At 73.5% G+C, this 18293-nt stretch carries 18 protein-coding genes and 1 pseudogene; 12 read left to right on the top strand and 7 right to left on the bottom strand.

The window, feature by feature from the left end; genetic code table 11:
- Window positions 1-20: 20 nt before the first annotated feature.
- The 11 genes from hisI to lgt all read left to right on the top strand — a co-directional run bounded on the left by hisI (window position 21) and on the right by lgt (window position 8952).
- Window positions 21-422: a phosphoribosyl-AMP cyclohydrolase gene (hisI, locus tag AC07CM_RS29995; RefSeq protein ID WP_478879585.1), complete on the top strand. Its 402-nt coding sequence runs from the start codon at window positions 21-23 to the stop codon at window positions 420-422.
- A gap of 11 nt (window positions 423-433) precedes the next feature.
- The gene (locus AC07CM_RS29990; RefSeq protein WP_478879584.1) at window positions 434-1915 is read left to right on the top strand and encodes an anthranilate synthase component I; all 1482 of its coding nucleotides are present in this window, start codon (window positions 434-436) and stop codon (window positions 1913-1915) included.
- A 50-nt stretch (window positions 1916-1965) separates the two neighbouring features.
- The gene (locus AC07CM_RS29985) at window positions 1966-2604 is read left to right on the top strand and encodes a TIGR02234 family membrane protein (protein ID WP_478879583.1); all 639 of its coding nucleotides are present in this window, start codon (window positions 1966-1968) and stop codon (window positions 2602-2604) included.
- A gap of 172 nt (window positions 2605-2776) precedes the next feature.
- Window positions 2777-3034 (top strand): HGxxPAAW family protein, encoded by a 258-nt coding sequence (locus tag AC07CM_RS29980; RefSeq protein ID WP_478879582.1) that lies wholly within the window; start codon window positions 2777-2779, stop codon window positions 3032-3034.
- Between the two features lie 96 nt (window positions 3035-3130).
- The gene (locus tag AC07CM_RS29975) at window positions 3131-3571 is read left to right on the top strand and encodes a DUF2752 domain-containing protein (RefSeq protein ID WP_478879581.1); all 441 of its coding nucleotides are present in this window, start codon (window positions 3131-3133) and stop codon (window positions 3569-3571) included.
- Window positions 3572-3707: 136 nt separating this feature from the next.
- Window positions 3708-4517: an indole-3-glycerol phosphate synthase TrpC gene (gene trpC / locus AC07CM_RS29970; protein WP_478879580.1), complete on the top strand. Its 810-nt coding sequence runs from the start codon at window positions 3708-3710 to the stop codon at window positions 4515-4517.
- A 21-nt stretch (window positions 4518-4538) separates the two neighbouring features.
- Entirely contained in the window at window positions 4539-4733 is a 195-nt protein-coding gene (trpM, locus tag AC07CM_RS29965; protein ID WP_478879579.1) for a tryptophan biosynthesis modulator TrpM, read from the top strand.
- Between the two features lie 212 nt (window positions 4734-4945).
- Window positions 4946-6229: a tryptophan synthase subunit beta gene (gene trpB, locus AC07CM_RS29960; RefSeq protein ID WP_478879578.1), complete on the top strand. Its 1284-nt coding sequence runs from the start codon at window positions 4946-4948 to the stop codon at window positions 6227-6229.
- Entirely contained in the window at window positions 6226-7044 is an 819-nt protein-coding gene (gene trpA / locus AC07CM_RS29955) for a tryptophan synthase subunit alpha (RefSeq protein ID WP_478879577.1), read from the top strand. The genes trpB and trpA overlap by 4 nt, the downstream gene beginning before the upstream one ends.
- 62 nt (window positions 7045-7106) lie before the next feature.
- Entirely contained in the window at window positions 7107-7883 is a 777-nt protein-coding gene (locus AC07CM_RS29950; protein ID WP_478879576.1) for a DsbA family protein, read from the top strand.
- Window positions 7884-7968: 85 nt separating this feature from the next.
- Complete coding sequence (lgt, locus tag AC07CM_RS29945) at window positions 7969-8952, top strand: prolipoprotein diacylglyceryl transferase (RefSeq protein WP_478879575.1); 984 nt, start codon at window positions 7969-7971, stop codon at window positions 8950-8952.
- A gap of 70 nt (window positions 8953-9022) precedes the next feature.
- Here the strand turns inward: lgt and AC07CM_RS29940 are convergent, their stop codons facing one another.
- The 7 genes and pseudogenes from AC07CM_RS29940 to AC07CM_RS29910 all read right to left on the bottom strand — a co-directional run.
- On the bottom strand, window positions 9023-9835 hold the full coding sequence (locus AC07CM_RS29940) for an HpcH/HpaI aldolase/citrate lyase family protein (RefSeq protein WP_478879574.1): 813 nt from the start codon (window positions 9833-9835) through the stop codon (window positions 9023-9025).
- On the bottom strand, window positions 9832-11052 hold the full coding sequence (locus tag AC07CM_RS29935) for a CaiB/BaiF CoA transferase family protein (protein ID WP_478879573.1): 1221 nt from the start codon (window positions 11050-11052) through the stop codon (window positions 9832-9834). Before AC07CM_RS29935 ends, AC07CM_RS29940 begins: the two co-directional genes overlap by 4 nt.
- A complete protein-coding gene (gene rbsK / locus AC07CM_RS29930) occupies window positions 11049-11942 on the bottom strand; it encodes a ribokinase (protein WP_478879572.1) in 894 nt (297 codons plus the stop codon). Before rbsK ends, AC07CM_RS29935 begins: the two co-directional genes overlap by 4 nt.
- Window positions 11939-13303: an ADP-ribosylglycohydrolase family protein gene (locus tag AC07CM_RS29925; protein ID WP_478879571.1), complete on the bottom strand. Its 1365-nt coding sequence runs from the start codon at window positions 13301-13303 to the stop codon at window positions 11939-11941. Before AC07CM_RS29925 ends, rbsK begins: the two co-directional genes overlap by 4 nt.
- Window positions 13291-14475 carry an ADP-ribosylglycohydrolase family protein gene (locus tag AC07CM_RS29920; protein ID WP_478879570.1) on the bottom strand — a complete coding sequence of 395 codons (1185 nt, stop codon included), beginning with the start codon at window positions 14473-14475 and terminating at the stop codon, window positions 13291-13293. The genes AC07CM_RS29925 and AC07CM_RS29920 overlap by 13 nt, the downstream gene beginning before the upstream one ends.
- Before the next feature lie 8 nt (window positions 14476-14483).
- Window positions 14484-15647, bottom strand: coding sequence for an ADP-ribosylglycohydrolase family protein (locus AC07CM_RS29915; RefSeq protein ID WP_478879569.1), 1164 nt, complete (start codon window positions 15645-15647; stop codon window positions 14484-14486).
- 322 nt (window positions 15648-15969) lie between these two features.
- Window positions 15970-16981: pseudogene (locus AC07CM_RS29910) on the bottom strand (ADP-ribosylglycohydrolase family protein); the annotation flags it as partial.
- Between the two features lie 271 nt (window positions 16982-17252).
- Between AC07CM_RS29910 and AC07CM_RS29905 the strand changes: the two are divergent.
- Window positions 17253-17984: a VIT1/CCC1 transporter family protein gene (locus AC07CM_RS29905; protein WP_478879568.1), complete on the top strand. Its 732-nt coding sequence runs from the start codon at window positions 17253-17255 to the stop codon at window positions 17982-17984.
- Window positions 17985-18293 lie beyond the last annotated feature (309 nt).

Below are 18293 nucleotides of genomic sequence, written 5' to 3'. Positions count from 1 at the left end.
CGCGCGGCACAATGGCACCCATGACCAGTACGACCGGTACGCCCCGGCCCAGCAGCCTCGACCCGGAGATCGCCGCGCGCCTCAAGCGCAGCGCCGACGGGCTCCTGCCCGCCATCGCCCAGCAGTACGACACCGGCGAGGTGCTGATGCTCGGCTGGATGGACGACGAGGCGCTGCACCGCTCGCTCACCACGGGCCGCTGCACCTACTGGTCGCGCAGCCGCCAGGAGTACTGGGTCAAGGGCGACACCTCGGGCCACTTCCAGTGGGTGAAGTCCGTCGCCCTGGACTGCGACGCCGACACCGTGCTGGTCAAGGTCGACCAGGTCGGCGCGGCCTGCCACACCGGCGCCCGCACCTGCTTCGACGAGGACGTCCTGCTCAAGGACGCCGATTCCGGCCGACCCGACTCCGCTCAGTAAGGTCTGCCGCCATGGACCTCGAGACCTTCCGCAAGCTCGCCACCGACCGGCGTGTCATCCCGGTCACGCGCAAGCTCCTCGCCGACGGCGACACCCCCGTCGCGCTCTACCGCAAGCTCGCCGCCGAGCGCCCCGGCACCTTCCTGCTGGAGTCCGCGGAGAACGGCCGCTCCTGGTCCCGCTACTCCTTCGTGGGCGTGCGCTCCGACGCGACGCTCACCGCGCGTGACGGCCAGGCCCACTGGCTCGGCAGCCCGCCCGTCGGCGTCCCCACCGACGGCGACCCGCTCGCCGCCCTGCGCGCCACCCTCCAGACCCTGCACACCCCGCACCAGGAGGGCCTGCCGCCCTTCACCGGCGGCATGGTCGGCTACCTCGGCTACGACATCGTCCGCCGCCTGGAGAAGATCGGCCCCGGCGAGCGCGACGACCTGCGGCTGCCCGAGCTGACCATGCTCCTCACCAGCGACCTCGCCGTCATGGACCACTGGGAGGGATCGGTCCTGCTGATCGCCAACGCGATCAACCACAACGACCTCGACACCGGCGTGGACGAGGCGTACGCCGACGCCGTGGCCCGCCTCGACGCCATGGAGGCCGACCTGACCCGGGCGGTCGCCCAGCCCCCGGCCGTCCTGCCGCCCTCCGAGCTGCCCGAGTACACCGCCCTGTGGGGCGGCCCCGACTTCCGGGCGGCCGTGGAGGACGTCAAGGAGCGCATCCGCGCCGGCGAGGCCTTCCAGGTCGTGCCCTCCCAGCGCTTCGAGACCCCGTGCACCGCGAGCGCGCTGGACGTGTACCGGGTCCTCAGGGCCACCAACCCGTCGCCGTACATGTACCTCTTCCGCTTCGACGGATTCGACGTCGTCGGCTCCTCCCCGGAGGCGCTGGTGAAGGTCGAGGACGGGCGCGCGATGGTCCACCCCATCGCCGGCACCCGGCACCGCGGCGCCACCCCGCAGGAGGACCAGGCGCTCGCCGAGGAACTGCTCGCCGACCCCAAGGAGCGCGCCGAGCACCTGATGCTGGTCGACCTCGGCCGCAACGACCTCGGCCGGGTCTGCGAGCCCGGCTCGGTGGAGGTCGTGGACTTCATGTCCGTCGAGCGCTACTCGCACGTCATGCACATCGTCTCGACGGTCACCGGCCAGGTCGCCGGCGGCCGCACGGCCTTCGACGTGCTGACCGCCTGCTTCCCCGCGGGCACCCTCTCCGGCGCCCCCAAGCCCCGCGCCATGCAGATCATCGACGAACTCGAGCCCTCCCGGCGCGGCCTGTACGGCGGCTGCGTCGGCTACCTCGACTTCGCCGGCGACTCCGACACCGCCATCGCCATCCGTACCGCCCTGCTCCGGGACGGCACCGCCTACGTGCAGGCGGGCGCGGGCATCGTCGCCGACTCCGACCCGGTCGCCGAGGACCAGGAGTGCCGCAACAAGGCCGCGGCCGTGCTGCGCGCGGTGCACACGGCCAACCGGCTCGGAAGGGCCTGACCGTCCCTCGACGAACCCCGGGTGACGGTTCGCCCGGGGTTCAGGCGATAGTGGAGCACGTGACTGCCGTACCTCACCCCCGTTCCGAAGCCGCCGCGCCCGCCCGGTCCGGCCGGCGGAGCCTCGCCGTGGCCCTGCTGTGCGGTGCGCTCGGCGCGGCCGTGGCGCTGCTCGCGACCCGGCAGCGCTGGTCGGAGGGCACCGCCGCGGTGGCCGGCGGCGCGTTCCCGCTGACCGCCAAGGGCAGTGACGTCACGGGCGTCCCCGCGGCCCTCGCCATAGTGGGCCTCGCCGCGCTCGTCGCCGTCTTCGCCGTCCGCCGGGCCGGCCGCCTCGTCGTCGCCGCCCTACTCGCGCTCTCCGGCGCCGGCATCGTCGCCGCCGCCCTCGTCGGGGCCTCCGACAGCTCCGCGCTGGACGAGAAGGCCGCACAGGCCACCGGCGACACCTCCGCCACCGTGGCCGCCCTCAGCCACACCGGCTGGCCGTACGTCGCGGCCGTGGGCGGCGTCCTGATCCTGCTCGCCGGGCTGCTCGCCCTGCGCTACGGCAGCCTGTGGCCCGCCATGTCCGGCCGCTACGAGCGCGGGGCCGACCGGCCGCGGCGCAAGGCCCGTCCGGTGGACCCGGAGCGTCCCGAGGAGATCTGGAAGGCCCTGGACCGCGGCGAGGACCCGACCGGCGCCTGAGAGCAGTACCTCCCGGCGGTCGCCGGATGTGGCGAACCAGACGCCACCCCCGCGTCCGGCACGCGCCCGAGTACGGGACAATGGACGTGAGCGAGCGGCTCGGAGAGTGACGGGCGAGCTCGGAAACGTACGACGCGTACTACGACACGTACACAGCAACGAGGAGCAAGTCATGGCGGGCAGCAGCCACGGTCACACCCCGGCCGCCTGGACCGGCGTCACCATCGCCTTCATCGGTTTCTGCGTCGCGGGCGCCTTCATGGTGATGGCCCAGCCGGTCGGCTTCTGGGCCGGCATGGTGATCGTGGTGCTCGGTGGCGTCGTCGGCGCCGCCATGCGCGCCATGGGTCTCGGCCAGCCGAAGCAGACGCACGCGACCGCGCACGCGGCCCCCGTCCCGACCCGGGAGCCGGCCGGCGTCGAGGGCTGAGCACCACCGTCTCCCGCGAGGGGCGGCCCGTACCGAGGTGATGGTGCGGGCCGCCCCTCGCGCGCGTGCGGCGGGCGTGCGGGGCAGAATGCCAGCGTGAACGCCGACAGCCGCACCGCCCCGCGCACCACCCCGCCCACCGCGCCGTGGGGCCGGCTCGCCGTACCGGCCGGCATCCTCGCGGCCGTCGCCGGGGCCTTCGCGTACGTCGGCACGGTCGACCCCAACGAGCCGGGCCACTACCCGGTGTGCCCCCTGTACCGGCTCACCGGCCTGTACTGCCCCGGCTGCGGCGGGCTGCGCAGCGCGCACGCCTTCGTCCACGGCGACCTGCTCACCGCCCTGCACGACAACGCGGCGGGCGTGGCCGCCTACTTCGGCTTCGCGGTGCTGTGGACCGTCTGGGTGGTCCGCGCGGTGCGCGGCCGGCCGGTGCGGATCGAGGCCGGGCGGGCGCAGATGTGGGCCATCGGCGCATTGCTGCTGGTCTTCACCGTCGTCCGGAACCTGCCGTTCGGCGGTTTGCTGCATCCCTGACCGCTCAGGAGAACGTCCAGCTTGTGGGACCGGCACAGCTCGGATGCAGGGCCTTCGTGGACATCCGGATACCATCGCATTGACCACGGGTTTGCGAAAGCCCGAAGGAACGACCGTCTGGAAGGGGGCCGCTCGCGTGAGTGTGCTCGACGAGATCATCGACGGAGTCCGTGCCGACCTCGCGGAGCGGCAGGCACGCGTCAGCCTCGACGAGCTCAAGGACCGTGCGGCGAAGGCCCCCGCCGCCAAGGACGGGGTGGCCGCGCTCAAGGGTGACGGCGTCAAGGTGATCTGCGAGGTCAAGCGTTCCAGCCCCTCCAAGGGCGCGCTGGCCGCGATCGCCGACCCGGCGGCCCTCGCAGCGGACTACGAGGCGGGCGGTGCCGCCGTCATCTCGGTCCTCACCGAACAGCGTCGCTTCGGTGGCTCGCTGGCCGACCTGGAGGCCGTCCGGGCGCGCGTGGACATCCCGGTCCTGCGCAAGGACTTCATCGTCACGTCGTACCAGCTGTGGGAGGCCCGGGCGTACGGCGCCGACCTCGCGCTGCTGATCGTCGCCGCCCTGGACCAGCCGGCCCTCGAGTCGCTGATCGAGCGCGCCGTCTCCATCGGACTCACCCCGCTGGTCGAGGTGCACGACGAGGAGGAGGTCGAGCGGGCCGTGGCCGCCGGTGCCCGGATCATCGGCGTCAACGCGCGCAACCTGAAGACGCTGGAGGTCGACCGCGGCACCTTCGAGCGGGTCGCCCCGGAGATCCCCGACAACCTCGTCAAGGTCGCCGAGTCCGGTGTGCGCGGGCCGCACGACCTCATCGCCTACGCCAACGCCGGTGCCGACGCGGTCCTGGTGGGCGAGTCCCTCGTCACCGGGCGCGACCCGAAGGCCGCCGTCTCCGACCTGGTCGCGGCGGGCGAGCACCCCGCGCTGCGGCACGGCCGGAGCTGAGCCTTCGATAGGCTGATCCCGATGATGCTTCCGATCACCCCGGCGACGCGGGACGCCTATGCCCGCCTCGCCCGTGGCTGCCGGCCCCGCGGCTGCCGTGCCCCCGCGCGACGGGTGCACGGACGGCGGGTCCGCTATGTGATCGGTGACGAGCCCGGTCAGGTGAACGGCATGCGATGGCGTCGGCCCGCGTGCGCGTCACCTGTGGTGAGCTGAGCGGGCGCTCCTTGTGAACGCCGGTTGATCCTCACCCGGTTGCTCGGACCGACCGGGGGCTCCGCCCCCGGACCCCCGGCCCTTCGCCCACCCATCATCCGACTCGGTCGGCTGTAAGGCGATCCGCCAGGAAAGCACCGTCGACGGCAGCGCACGCGTACTCGTACCCCAAGACCGGCTACCCGGGGCTGACGCCCCTGCGAGGTATTCGTATGCCCAGCGAGTTCTTCATTCCCGACCCCACCGGCCAGGTGCCCAGCGCCGAGGGCTACTTCGGCGCGTTCGGCGGAAAGTTCATCCCGGAGGCCCTCGTCGCCGCCGTGGACGAGGTCGCCGTCGAGTACGACAAGGCGAAGGCCGACCCCGAGTTCGCCCGTGAGCTCGACGACCTGCTCGTCAACTACACCGGCCGCCCCAGTGCCCTCACCGAGGTGCCCCGGTTCGCCGAACACGCCGGTGGCGCCCGGGTCTTCCTGAAGCGGGAGGACCTCAACCACACCGGCTCCCACAAGATCAACAACGTGCTCGGGCAGGCCCTGCTCACCCGGCGCATGGGCAAGACCCGCGTCATCGCGGAGACCGGCGCCGGCCAGCACGGCGTCGCGACGGCCACCGCCTGCGCCCTCTTCGGCCTCGACTGCACCATCTACATGGGTGAAATCGACACCCAGCGCCAGGCCCTGAACGTGGCCCGCATGCGCATGCTCGGCGCCGAGGTCGTCGCCGTGAAGTCCGGCAGCCGCACGCTGAAGGACGCCATCAACGAGGCGTTCCGGGACTGGGTCGCCAACGTCGACCACACCCACTACCTGTTCGGCACGGTCGCCGGACCGCACCCGTTCCCGGCCATGGTCCGCGACTTCCACCGGGTCATCGGCGTCGAAGCGCGCCGCCAGCTCCTGGAGCGGGCAGGCCGTCTGCCCGACGCCGCCGTCGCCTGCGTCGGCGGCGGCTCCAACGCCATCGGCCTCTTCCACGCCTTCATCCCCGACGAGGGCGTCCGCCTGATCGGCTGCGAGCCCGCCGGGCACGGCATCGAGACCGGCGAGCACGCGGCCACCCTGACCGCGGGCGAGCCCGGCATCCTGCACGGCTCCCGCTCGTACGTCCTGCAGGACGAGGAGGGCCAGATCACCGAGCCGTACTCGATCTCGGCCGGTCTGGACTACCCGGGCATCGGTCCCGAGCACTCCTACCTCAAGGACTCCGGCCGCGGCGAGTACCGCGCGATCACCGACGACGCCGCCATGCAGGCCCTGCGCCTGCTGTCCCGCACCGAGGGCATCATCCCGGCCATCGAGAGCGCCCACGCCCTCGCCGGCGCCCTGGAGGTCGGCAGGGAGCTGGGCAGCGACGGGCTGATCGTCGTCAACCTGTCCGGCCGCGGCGACAAGGACATGGACACCGCCGCGCGCTACTTCGGCCTCTACGACACCGACGCCGAGGTGGCCGCCAACGAAGCCGACACCGCCGAGATCGAGGGGGACGCCAAGTGAGCGGCAACATCCAGCTGTTGACGGACACCCTCGCCGCCGCCAAGGCGGAGGGCCGGGCCGCGCTCATCGCCTATCTCCCGGCGGGCTTCCCGACCGTGGACGGCGGCATCGAGGCGATCAAGGCCGCCTTCGACGGCGGCGCCGACGTCGTCGAGGTGGGCCTGCCGCACAGCGACCCGGTGCTGGACGGCCCGGTCATCCAGACCGCCGACGACATCGCCCTGCGCGGCGGAGTCAAGATCGCGGACGTGATGCGGACGGTCCGGGAGGCGCACGAGGCGACCGGGAAGCCGGTGCTCGTCATGACGTACTGGAACCCCATCGACCGCTACGGCGTCGAGCGCTTCACCGCCGAGCTCGCGGAGGCGGGCGGCGCGGGCTGCATCCTGCCCGACCTGCCGGTCCAGGAGTCGGCCCTGTGGCGGGAGCACGCGGAGAAGCACGGCCTCGGCACCGCCTTCGTCGTCGCCCCCAGCAGCAAGGACGAGCGGCTCGCCCAGATCACCGCGGTGGGCAGCGGCTTCGTCTACGCGGCCTCGCTGATGGGTGTCACCGGCACCCGCGAGTCGGTCGGCGCGCAGGCCCAGGACCTGGTCGAGCGCACCCGGGCCACCGGAACCGGGCTGCCGGTGTGCGTGGGGCTCGGCGTCTCCAACGCGGCCCAGGCCGCCGAGGTCGCCGGCTTCGCCGACGGCGTCATCGTCGGCTCGGCGTTCGTGAAGCGGATGCTGGACGCGCCGGACCACGCGGCCGGCCTCGAGGCGGTGCGCGGGCTGGCCGGCGACCTCGCCAAGGGCGTCCGCGGACAGGCGTAGTCCGAACGGGTGGACATCGGGTCGGGGAGGCGCGCTGCGCCTCCCCGGTTCGTTCTGGGGGTGTGAGCGAGAAGAACCGTGACGGAAAGCGCACCGCCCGGGAGCGGATGGCGGTCGAGCGCGAGAAGCAGAAGACCGCGGAGAAGCGACGGCGCGCACTGATCGTCGGCGCGAGCGTCGTCTGCGTCCTCGGTCTCGCGGCGGTGATCGGCGTGATCGCCGCGAACGCGGGCAAGAACAAGGGCAGCAGCGGCGCGGGCCCGGTCGCGGCGCCCTCGGGCGCGCAGGGCAAGGACGGCCTCGCGATCCCGGTCGGCAAGGACGACGCCAAGTCGACGCTCACGGTCTGGGAGGACTTCCGCTGCCCCGCCTGCCAGTACTTCGAGACGAAGTACCGGTCGACGCTCCACGAGCTGACCGACGCGGGCAAGCTCAGAATCGAGTACCACCTCGTCCGGCTGATCGACGGCAACACCCACGGCACCGGCTCCCTGCGCGCGGCCAACGCCGCGGCCTGCGCCCAGGACGCCGGAAAGTTCCGCGACTACCACGACGTGCTGTACGCGAACCAGCCTCCGGAGACCGCCGACGCCTTCGCGGACAACGACAAGCTGATCCAGCTGGCCGGCAAGGTGAACGGCCTCGACACCCCCGCGTTCCGCAAGTGCGTCAACGACGGCACCCACGACAGCTGGGTGAACAAGTCCCACCAGGCCTTCGAGGCCGCCGGCCTGTCCGGCACGCCCACGGTCCTGTTCGAGGGCAAGAACATCTTCCAGGACCGGACGATGACCCCGGAGAAGCTCAAGCAGATGGTGGAGGCGGCCAACGCCGGGTAAGCGTGTTTTCTCACGTGCCCGTTACGGACCCGTTGCCGGGCTGCTTGCCGTCCTCGCGGCCCGGCACGGTAGCGTCGACCTTGCCATGGAACTTGCCTACATTCCCAGCCCGTCGCGCGGGGTGCTGTACCTCGGCCCCATTCCGCTGCGCGGTTACGCCTTCTGCATCATCATCGGCGTCTTCGTCGCCGTCTGGCTCGGCAACAGGCGCTGGATCGCCCGTGGCGGGCGGGCCGGCACGGTCGCCGACATCGCCGTCTGGGCCGTGCCCTTCGGCCTGGTCGGTGGCCGCCTCTACCACGTGATCACGGACTACGAGCTGTACTTCAGCGCGGGCCGTGACTGGGTGGACGCCTTCAAGGTGTGGGAGGGCGGCCTGGGCATCTGGGGCGCGGTCGCCCTGGGCGCGGTCGGGGCGTGGATCGGCGCCCGGCGCCGGGGCATCCCGCTGCCCGCGTACGCCGACGCCGTCGCGCCCGGCATCGCCTTCGCCCAGGCCCTCGGCCGCTGGGGCAACTGGTTCAACCAGGAGCTCTACGGACGCGAGACGCATGTTCCGTGGGCGTTGCACATCACCTCCTCCGAGGGCGGCCGGGTGCCGGGCTACTACCACCCGACGTTCCTCTACGAGTCGCTCTGGTGCATCGGCGTCGCCCTCCTGGTCATCTGGGCCGACCGCCGCTTCCAGCTGGGCCACGGCCGGGCGTTCGCCCTGTACGTCGCCGCGTACTGCGTGGGCCGCGGCTGGATCGAGTACATGCGCGTGGACGACGCCCACCACATCCTGGGCCTCCGCCTCAACGACTGGACCGCGCTGATCCTGTTCCTGCTGGCGGTGACGTACATCGTGGTGTCGGCCAAGAAGCGGCCGGGCCGGGAAGCGGTGGTCGAACCCGCCGCCGTCGGCGACGCGCCCGGCGAGGACGGTGAGCCCGAGGCGCACGAGTCGTCGGACTCTCCGCGGTCCGAGTCCCAGGACTCGACCGGGGACCCGCAGGAGGACACGCCGCAGGACTCGCCGCATGAGTCGGTCGACGACGAGGCCGAGTCGGCGACGAAGAAGGGCTGACGGCCGGTTCCACGTCACCGAGGGGCGCCCGGATTCTTCCGGGCGCCCCTCGGCGTGTGCGGCGGCGGGCTCAGCCCCTGCGGGCCAGGGACAGCGTCCGCTGGGCCGTCGCCACCACCGCCGCGTCGACGAAGCGGCCGTCCGGGAGGGCCTGCGCACCCTCGGTGGTGGCCGCCGCCTTGATGATCGTCTCGGCCTGCTCGATCTCCGCCGAGGTGGGCAGGTACGCCCGCTCGATCACCGGCAGCTGGCGGGGATGGATGGCCGCGCGGCCCAGGAAGCCGAGGGCGCGGCCGCGGGCGCAGGACCCGGCGAGGGCGTCCAGGTCACGGATGTCGGGGTGGACCGACTGGGGCGGTGGGGGCAGGCCCGCCGCACGGGCGGCGACGATCACGCGGGAGCGGGGCCAGTCGAGGCCGGCGTCGCCGCGTAGACCCAGGTCGGCCCGCAGGTCCGCCTCGCCGAGCGAGATGCCTCGCAGGGCCGGGTGGGCGCCGGCGATGGCGTAGGCGTGCTCGATGGCGAGGGCCGACTCCAGAAGGGCGTACAGGGGCAGCGGAGTGGTCACCGCGACCTGCCTGATCTGCGCCGGTGACGACACCTTCGGAAGCCGCAGCCCGGACACGCCCGGCAGCGCGGCCAGCGCCGTGAGGTCCGCGTCCGCCCAGGGGCCGTCCAGGGCGTTGACACGGACGTGCACCGGCACCGGCTGGCGCTCGCGGAGGCGCTCGGCCGTGGCCGTACGGGCGTACTCCTTGCGGTCCGGGGCGACCGCGTCCTCCAGGTCGATCACCACCGCGTCGGCCCCCGCGGCCAGCGCCTTGGCCACGACGTGCGGGCGGTCGCCCGGGACGTAGAGCCAGGTGAGCGGGAACGGTGTCACAGGGCGCCCTCCTCGCGCAGGGCGCGCAGCTCGGCCGGCGTGAGGCCCAGCTCGGTGAGCACCGCGTCCGTGTCGGCGCCGTGCGGCCGGCCGGACCAGCGGATCGCGCCGGGGGTCGAGGAGAGACGGAAGAGGACGTTCTGCATGCGCAGGGGGCCCAGTTCGGGGTCGTCGACGGTGGTGATCGTGTTCAGCGCCTGGTACTGCGGGTCCGTCATCACGGCCCGTACGTCCTGGACGGGGGCCACCGCTGCCTCCGCCTTCTCGAAGGCCGCGAGAACCTCGTCGCGGGTGCGCGACGCGATCCAGGAGCCCACCGCCTCGTCCAGCACGTCGGCGTGAGCGGCACGGTCCGCGCCCGTGGTGAACCACGGTTCCTCGATCAGCTCGGGGCGGCCCACCAGCCGCATCACCCGCTCCGCCACCGACTGCGCGGAGGTGGAGACGGCGACCCAGAGGCCGTCGGCTGTGCGGTAGGTGTTGCGCGGGGCGTTGTTCGCGGACCGGTTGCCGGTGCGTTCCTGGACGTGGCCGAGCTGGTCGTACCACGTGGGATGGGGGCCGAGGACCGCCAGGATCGGCTCGATGATCGCCATGTCCACGACCTGCCCCTCGCCGGTCCGCTCGCGGGCGGCCAGCGCCGTCAGCACGGCGTAGGCCGTCGCCAGGCCCGCGACCGAGTCCGCGAGCCCGAACGGCGGGAGGGTGGGCGGCGCGTCCGGTTCGCCGGTGAGGGCCGCGAAGCCGCTCATCGCCTCGGCGAGGGTGCCGAAGCCGGGCCGGTGCGCGTACGGGCCGAACTGGCCGAAGGCCGTGACCCGGGCGAGGACCAGCCGGGCGTTGGCGGCGGACAGCTCCGCCCAGCCCAGGTCCCACTTCTCCAGGGTGCCCGGACGGAAGTTCTCGATCACCACGTCGGCGGTGGCGGCGAGGCGGAGCAGGGTCGTGCGGCCGCCGGGTTTGGACAGGTCGAGGGTGACGGCGTGCTTGTTGCGGCCGAGGACCTTCCACCACAGGCCGACACCGTCCCGCGCCGGGCCGTGCCCCCGGGACGGGTCGGGCCGGCCCGGATGCTCCACCTTGATCACCTCGGCGCCGAAGTCGCCGAGCAGGGTGGCGGCCATGGGGCCGGCGAAGAGGGTGGCCAGGTCCAGGACCCGCAGGCCGGCGAGGGGCTGCGGGACACTCGCTTGCGTGTGCGTGGCGGACGTACTCATGCGGTGTACTGCGCCTCGATCTCCGGGCGGTACGGCATCGACGCGGACGCCCCCTCCCGCTGCACGGACAGGGCCGCCGCCGCGGCCGCCCAGGACAGGGCCTCACGCACCGGCTTCTCCTCGGCGAGGGCCACCGCGAGCGCGCCGACGAAGGTGTCGCCGGCGCCCGTGGAGTCCACCGCTTTCACCCGGGGCGCGGGGGCCACCAGCGGCTCCTGCCCCCGTGCCAGGTACAGGCTGCCCGTCGCGCCCAGGGTGACGACGACCTCCGGGACCACCTCGAGCAGAGCGGCGGCCGCCTCCCGCGGGTCGGTGCGGCCGGTGAGGGTGACGGCCTCGTACTCGTTGGGGACCAGCACATCGACAGCGGCGAAGAGCTCGGGGGGAAGCGGCTGGGCGGGCGAGGGGGTGAGGAAGGTGCGCACGCCGTGCCGGCGGGCCGCCGCCGCGCCCGCGAGGACCGCGGCCGGCGGGATCTCCAGCTGCAGCAGCACGGCGTCGGCGGTGGCGATCAGGCCCTCGTCACCGGGTGAGAGGTGGTCGACGGTGCCGTTCGCGCCGGGGATGACGACGATGGAGTTGCCGCCCTCGTCGTCCACCACGATGTGCGCGGTACCGGACTGTCCCTCGACCGTGCGCAGGAAGTCGGTGTCCACGCCGGAGTGCTCGAGCGTGTCGCGCAGGCGCATGCCGAAGGCGTCGTTGCCGACCGCGCCGATCATCGAGACCGTGGCACCGGCGCGGGCCGCGGCGATCGCCTGGTTGGCGCCCTTGCCGCCGGGGACGGTGCGGAACTCCCGTCCCGTCACGGTCTCGCCGCGCTGCGGAGCCTTGCCGACATAGGTGACGAGGTCCATGTTCGTGCTGCCGAGCACGACGATGTGGGTCATGAGCGGGTCGCCTCCAGGTGCGTGAGGTGGGCGAGGGTGTCGAAGCCGGTGCCGTCGAAGTCGGCGACGGTGGTGGCGAGCCGGTTCTTCAGCGGTGCCCGCCAGCGGTCGGGGAGCGCGCCGGGGGTGCCGGCGAGGAGTCCGGCGACGCTGCCGGCGGTCGCTCCGGCCGAGTCGGTGTCCCAGCCGCCGGAGACCGCACGGCAGATGGAGCCGGTGAAGTCGCCGTCCGCGTGGCTGAGGGCGGCGACGATCAGGGCGGTGTTGGGGACGGCGTGGACCCAGTGGTGGCTGCCGGAGTAGGTGGCGTGCAGCTCGTCCACGACATCGTCGAAGTCCGGGTGCTGCGCGGCCAGGCGGAGGGCGTGGTCGATCGCCCGCGCCAGGCGGGAGCGGGGCGGGACCACCGTGCGGCCGGTGCGCAGACAGGCGTGGACGTCGTGGGTGCCGGTGGCCGCGGCGGCGAGGGCGGCTGCCGTGAACATCGCCGCGTAGACGCCGTTGGCGGTGTGGGTGAGAACGGCGTCGCGATGGGCCTGCTCGGCGGCGGCCGCGGGGTCGCCGGGGTTGGTCCAGCCGTGCACGTCGGCGCGGATCAGGGCACCGATCCACTCGCGGAACGGGTTGCGGTGCCGGGCGGTGTGCGGGGGCTCGATCCCGCCGAGGAGGTTGCGGAAGGCGACGCGTTCCGCCGTGAAGGTGCGGCCCGGCGGGAGTTCCGCCAGCCAGAGCCCTGCCACGTCGGTGGTGGTGAAGGTCCTCCCGTGGCGCTGGAGCAGGAGGAGGTCGAGGAGCGGGTAGTTGAGGTCGTCGTCCTCGGGCATCCCGTCGATGTTCTCGGCGAGGGAGGTCCCGGCGGAGCGGCGGTTCCAGGGGTGCGCGTCGAGGAGCTCCCGGGGAACGCCCTTCGCGGTGAACCACGTGGACAGGGGCCAGTTGCCGGTGGACCGGGCGAGGGCGCGGATGCCGTCGAGGGGGAGCTTCTCCACGGGTTTGCCGAGGAGGCAGCCGATGGCCCGGCCCAGCCAGGACGCCTCGAGGGCGAGCGGGGCGGGGGCGGGACCGCCCGGAGACGGCGCGGGCCACTGCGGGCACAGTGCCCTGATCCGCTGCAGATCCGTCGGTTCGTCCTCCGCCAGCGTGCTGGGCAGATCGGCCAGTTCGTCCAGGAGATCCTCGGCCAGCAGGCGCAGATAGCGGGAGGCCCGCTGCGGTGAGGCGCCCGCACGTTCCGGGGCGTCCAGCCCGCCGGCCGCGCGCCACCTCGCCTCGATCCTCGACGGTTCCCGGCCGTCCAGACGGGCCTGGCGGAGTTCGTGGCCCACCAGGTCCTCCGGCTGGACCCAGGTCAGTCGGAGCATGCCGTGCCTCCGAGTGCCGTGAACGCCCGCTCGTGTGCGCGTCGGCGGCGTACGTCCCGTTCGAAGACCTCGCGAGCGACCCCGGCCAGGGTGCGGGCCGGTTCCCACAGGTCCAGTCGGCTGGCCTCCGCCACCGTCTTGGACCACTCCTCGGGGACGGGCGAGCCCAGGGCGCCGGCGACGGCACCGGCCATGGTGGCGATCGAGTCGCAGTCGCGGCCGTAGTTGACCGAGCCCAGGACCGCCTGCCGGTAGTCGCCGCCGGAGACCAGCACCATGCCGAGGGCGACGGGGAGTTCCTCGATGGAGTGCAGCCGGGAGGGGCGGCGGGCGCCCAGGGAGGGGGCGCGGTAGTCGGGGCCGACCGTGTCGTACGGGGCCACCGCCTTGCGGAGGGGGACCAGGGCCGACTCGAAGTCGCCGTGTTCGCGCGCCACTTCGCAGACCTTCTCGATCGCCGTGCGCGTGCCGTCCTTCGCCAGGGACAGACAGGCGGTCACCACCGACTCCGGGGTCGCGCCCGGCGCGGTGGCCGCGGCGACCGCCGCCGCGAGGACCCCGGCGGCCTCCCGGCCGTACGACGACTGGTGCGCGCCCGCGATGTCCAGCGCCTCGGCGTAGGCCGCGGCGGGGTTGGCCGCGTTGACCAGGCCGACGGGGGCCATGTACATCGCGGCCCCGCAGTTGACGATGTTGCCGACGCCCGCTTCCCGGGGGTCCATGTGGCCGTACGCCAGCCGGGCCACGAGCCACTTCTCGGCGAGGAAGAGGCGCTGCACCGGCAGCGCCTCCGCCTCCAGCTCCGGGACCCAGCGCGGGTTCGTCATCAGGTCCGGGACCAGATGGTCGGCTACGGCGTACGCGTCGAGGTGGTCGCGGACGCGGGCGTAGACCCGTACCAGCGCATGGGTCATCAGGGTGTCGTCGGTGACGTGGCCGTCGCCCTTGTGGTACGGGGCGATGGGGCGGGCGGTGCGCCAGTCGTCGCCGTGCCAGGGACCGACGATGCCGTGCACGCGTCCGCCGTGGCGGTCGGTGATCTGGTCGGGGGAGTAGCCCTCGACGGGCCCGCCGAGCGCGTCGCCGACGGCGGCTCCGACCAGGGCGTTGGTGATCCGCTCGGTCAGACCGTGCGGACCGGGCCCGTTGCTTTCATCTCCTTTGGGCGTCATGCCCCGAATCATCCTCCTGGTCGGGCCCGCTGTGCGGCTTCCAGGAGTCCGGCGAGTTCCACGAGATCGGTGCCGGTGAGGCGGGGGAGGGCGCAGCCGGACAGGGTGCGGCAGGCGTCACGCCAGGTCTCCGGGACGGCCGCGCCGCCCCCGAGGGCGCCGGTGAGCGCGCCCGCGAGGGCGGGGGCGGAGTCGGCGACCCGGGACAGGCAGGCGGCGGCGGGCACGGCTTCGGCGATACGGCCGCAGGCGGCGGCGGTCAGGGCGAGGGCCACGGGAACCGTCTCGGCGGCGGCGATGCCGTAGCTGTAGACGTGGTCGACGATCTGGTGTTCCAGGAGGGGGACGAGGGCGAAGGCCGACTCGCTGTCCTTGGCCAGGGCCAGGGCGTGGCGGGTGTTGCGGCCGATCTCCGTCTCCGCCGGGAGCTCGTCGAGCGCGGCGTCCAGGCAGGTGTCCGTGTCGGCCGCGGCGAGGGCGAGCGCGAGGGCCGCCGCCATCGCCCGGGCGCCGTGCACGCCGTCGCCGTCCTGGGTGTAGTGGGCGTCGAACTCGGCGAGGTCGGCGGCGCGTCGGTGGTCGCCGGGGTGGGCCACCGCGAGGACGCAGGCGCGGACGCAGGCGGCGTCGTCGAAGTAGTGCGGGTTGTCGTGGCCGGTGGCGGGCGGGCGCAGGCCGGCGGCGAGGTTGCCGAGTCCGGCGCGGACGGAGATGCGGGCGCGCAGGGGCAGTACGGCGGACTCGATCTCGGGGGCGCGTTCCGCTGCCGCGGCGACTTCGGAGGCCACGGCGGTCCAGGTGAGGTCGATGGCGGCGCGCATACGGCGTTCCCGGCTGAGGTCGCCCAGTACGTCGTCGTCGCCGGCCCGCAGGACCGCTTCCGCGGCGAACGCCGCCCACTCGGCGTCGTCGGAGGGGCCGAGGCGCAGGGGTTCCGGGGGCTGGTTGAGCGCGATCGGCACCGGGAGGGTCGTCGTGGCGTTCTGCTCGGCGAAGGTGTCCAGCTCGCGGGTGAGCCGGCGGGTCCACTCGGGCATCCGGGCCGCACGGTGCCGGGCGGCGGGCCAGCCGGCGGCGTCGCCTGCGGCGAGGCCCAGCAGCAGCCCTTCGATACGGCGCGGGGCGAGTCCCTCGGTGTGCCGCGGCTCGGGTCCCTCGGTGTGCCGCGTCATGGTCGAGCCTCACTGTCCACGTTCCCGGAGTTCCCCGCCCCCACCAGGGGGCTCCGCCCCCGGCACCCCCGCTCCTCCGCCCACCCACCACCCGGCTCGGTCGGCTGGGAAGCGGCGGCGCGCACCGTCTTCGCCGCGGGCGCCCGTAGCGTCTGGGGCGCCGGCTCCGGCGCTCTCTCCGACTCGGACTCGCCCGCCACCTGTGGCGAAGGGCCCCGCACCTCCTCCGGCCCCGGCTCTGCGCCCCGCACCGGACCCAGTACCGTCTCCGGCTGAGCCCCCCGTGCCCCCCTCGGCAGGAAGTCCGGTACCACCAGGCCGGAACCCCACTTGCCGCCCTCCTCCGGGACCAGGAGTTCTGCCACGTCCAGGATGTGGTGACCGGCCATGGAGGGGAGGCAGCGGCCCCTTGCGGGGCCGATGGCCGCCGCCCACTCGGCGGGGATGACCGAGATGCCCTGGGTCGCGCCGGACAGTGCGCCCGCCACCGCCGCCGTCGTGTCCGCGTCGCGCCCCATGTTGACCGCCGTGAGGACCGCCTCCCGGAAGTCCCCGTCGGCCGCCGCGTACGCGCCGAAGGCGAGGGCGACCGCCTCGGGAGCCAGGTCGGTCCAGGGGTAGCCGCCGATGACCACCGCGGAGCGGACGGCGCGTTCGCCCCGGTGGGCCACGGCCGCCGCGCGCCGCAGCGAGCGGGCCGTCCAGGAGTCCTCGGGGACGACCGCGAGCGCCGAGGCGATCACCACCGCGGGCGAGGCGCCCGCCATCGCCGCCGCCACTCCCGCCGCGACCGCCTGGCCGCCGTAGATGCCCTCGCCGTCATGGCTGACCGAACCGTCGATCGCCACCAGGCGGGCCGCCTCGCCGGGGCGCCCCGCGGCGAAGACGCCGAACGGTGCCGCCCGCATCGCGAGGCCGTCGCTCCAGGCGTGGCGGTGCTGGGCGGAGATGGGGGCCGCGAGACCGCGCCGGAGGTTCTCCAGCGTCCCCCGCTCGCTGAAACCCGCGCCGCGGAAGGGGCCCTCGGCCCGGTCGGCGATCCACTCGTGCCAGGCGGCCTCGACATGGGTGGGGGTGAGCGCCGAGCCGTGCCGGGCCAGCAGCAGCCCCGAGAAGATCGCGTACTCCGTGTCGTCCGTGCCGCACGGCTTGTCGCTGACGTACCCGGTGATCCGGCCCCAGCGGGCACGGATCTCGGACGGCTTGAGGTTCTCCGCCGGCGCCCCGAGCGCATCCCCGACGGCCAGCCCGAGCAGCGCGCCCCGGGCCCGCTCGCGCAGTGCGGCGGCGTCCCCGGGCGCCGCGGCCGGGGGAGTGACGGCGATCGATGCCATGGGCGGCCTTCCCTTCACGGGGCCACGAGGGCCACGGGGGCCTTTGCGGATGTCTCCCACGGCAGAGGCGGGCGTGAGCCTGGGCGCGCTCCGGATCACCCGGTCGGCATCTGAGCATGATCAATCACGGATGAGCGCGAGGCAGTAAAACCGCAGGTTAGCCCAGCCTTTCCTTGCTGGCGGCGAGGGAATCATCGGCGTAGGTTCGGTGCTGTCAAAAAGTAGAACTCATCCAAAGTTAGCTTTGGCTAAGCTTCCTGGGGGACCCCGCATGGCCATCATCGAGACCGAGGCGTCGCTGCACGAGGCGCACCGCGACAACCACACGCACCGCGACGTCAACGGCGGCTGGCTGCGCCCCGCCGTCTTCGGTGCGATGGACGGCCTGGTCTCCAACCTCGCCCTGATGACCGGTGTCGCGGGCGGGTCCGCCGCCCAGCAGACGATCGTCATCACCGGACTGGCCGGCCTCGCCGCCGGCGCCTTCTCGATGGCGGCCGGCGAGTACACCTCTGTCGCCTCGCAGCGCGAACTCGTCGAGGCCGAGCTCGACGTCGAGCGGCGCGAACTGCGCAGGCACCCGCAGGACGAGGAGGACGAGCTGGCGGCACTCTATGTGGCCCGGGGGGTGGAGCCCGCCCTGGCGCGGGAGGTCGCGCGGCAGCTGTCCGAGGACCCCGAGCAGGCCCTGGAGATCCACGCCCGCGAGGAGCTGGGCATCGACCCCGGTGATCTGCCGTCGCCGATGGTCGCCGCCGTGTCGTCGTTCGGGTCGTTCGCGCTCGGCGCGCTGCTGCCCGTCCTGCCGTACCTGCTGGGCGCGACCGTCCTGTGGCCGGCCGTCCTCCTCGCGCTCGCCGGCCTGTTCGGCTGTGGTGCCGTGGTGGCCAAGGTGACCGCGCGAACCTGGTGGTACAGCGGTCTGAGGCAGCTCGCGCTGGGTGGTGCGGCGGCCGGTGTGACGTACGCCCTGGGCAGCCTGTTCGGGACGGCCGTAGGATAGCGGCGCAGCTACTTATGCGTTGGGCCGCATAAGTAGCCGTTACTCGCTGGTTTCGAAGGCTTAACCACGGGGCATGAGCCGTAAGCGCTGTGGGCAATGACGCCTGCGGCGCACTCGCGGGGTGGGCGACGGCGCTCCCTCCGCCCCCGTAGGCCGATGGACGCCGATCTGATCGATCTTGTCCGGTTCGGTCCCCCATACTTTCGCAGCCGTGCGCGGCGCCCCGCCGTGACCCCGCGGCACCGCCGTCACTCATGCGGCGTCCGCATGTTGGAACGCAGTATCCGGTTCCCGGGAATGACTCCATCA

This window comes from Streptomyces sp. NPDC044061 (assembly GCF_056434305.1).
Note: the sequence above shows the minus strand (reverse complement) of the source record. Positions and strands in the feature narration are given on the sequence as shown.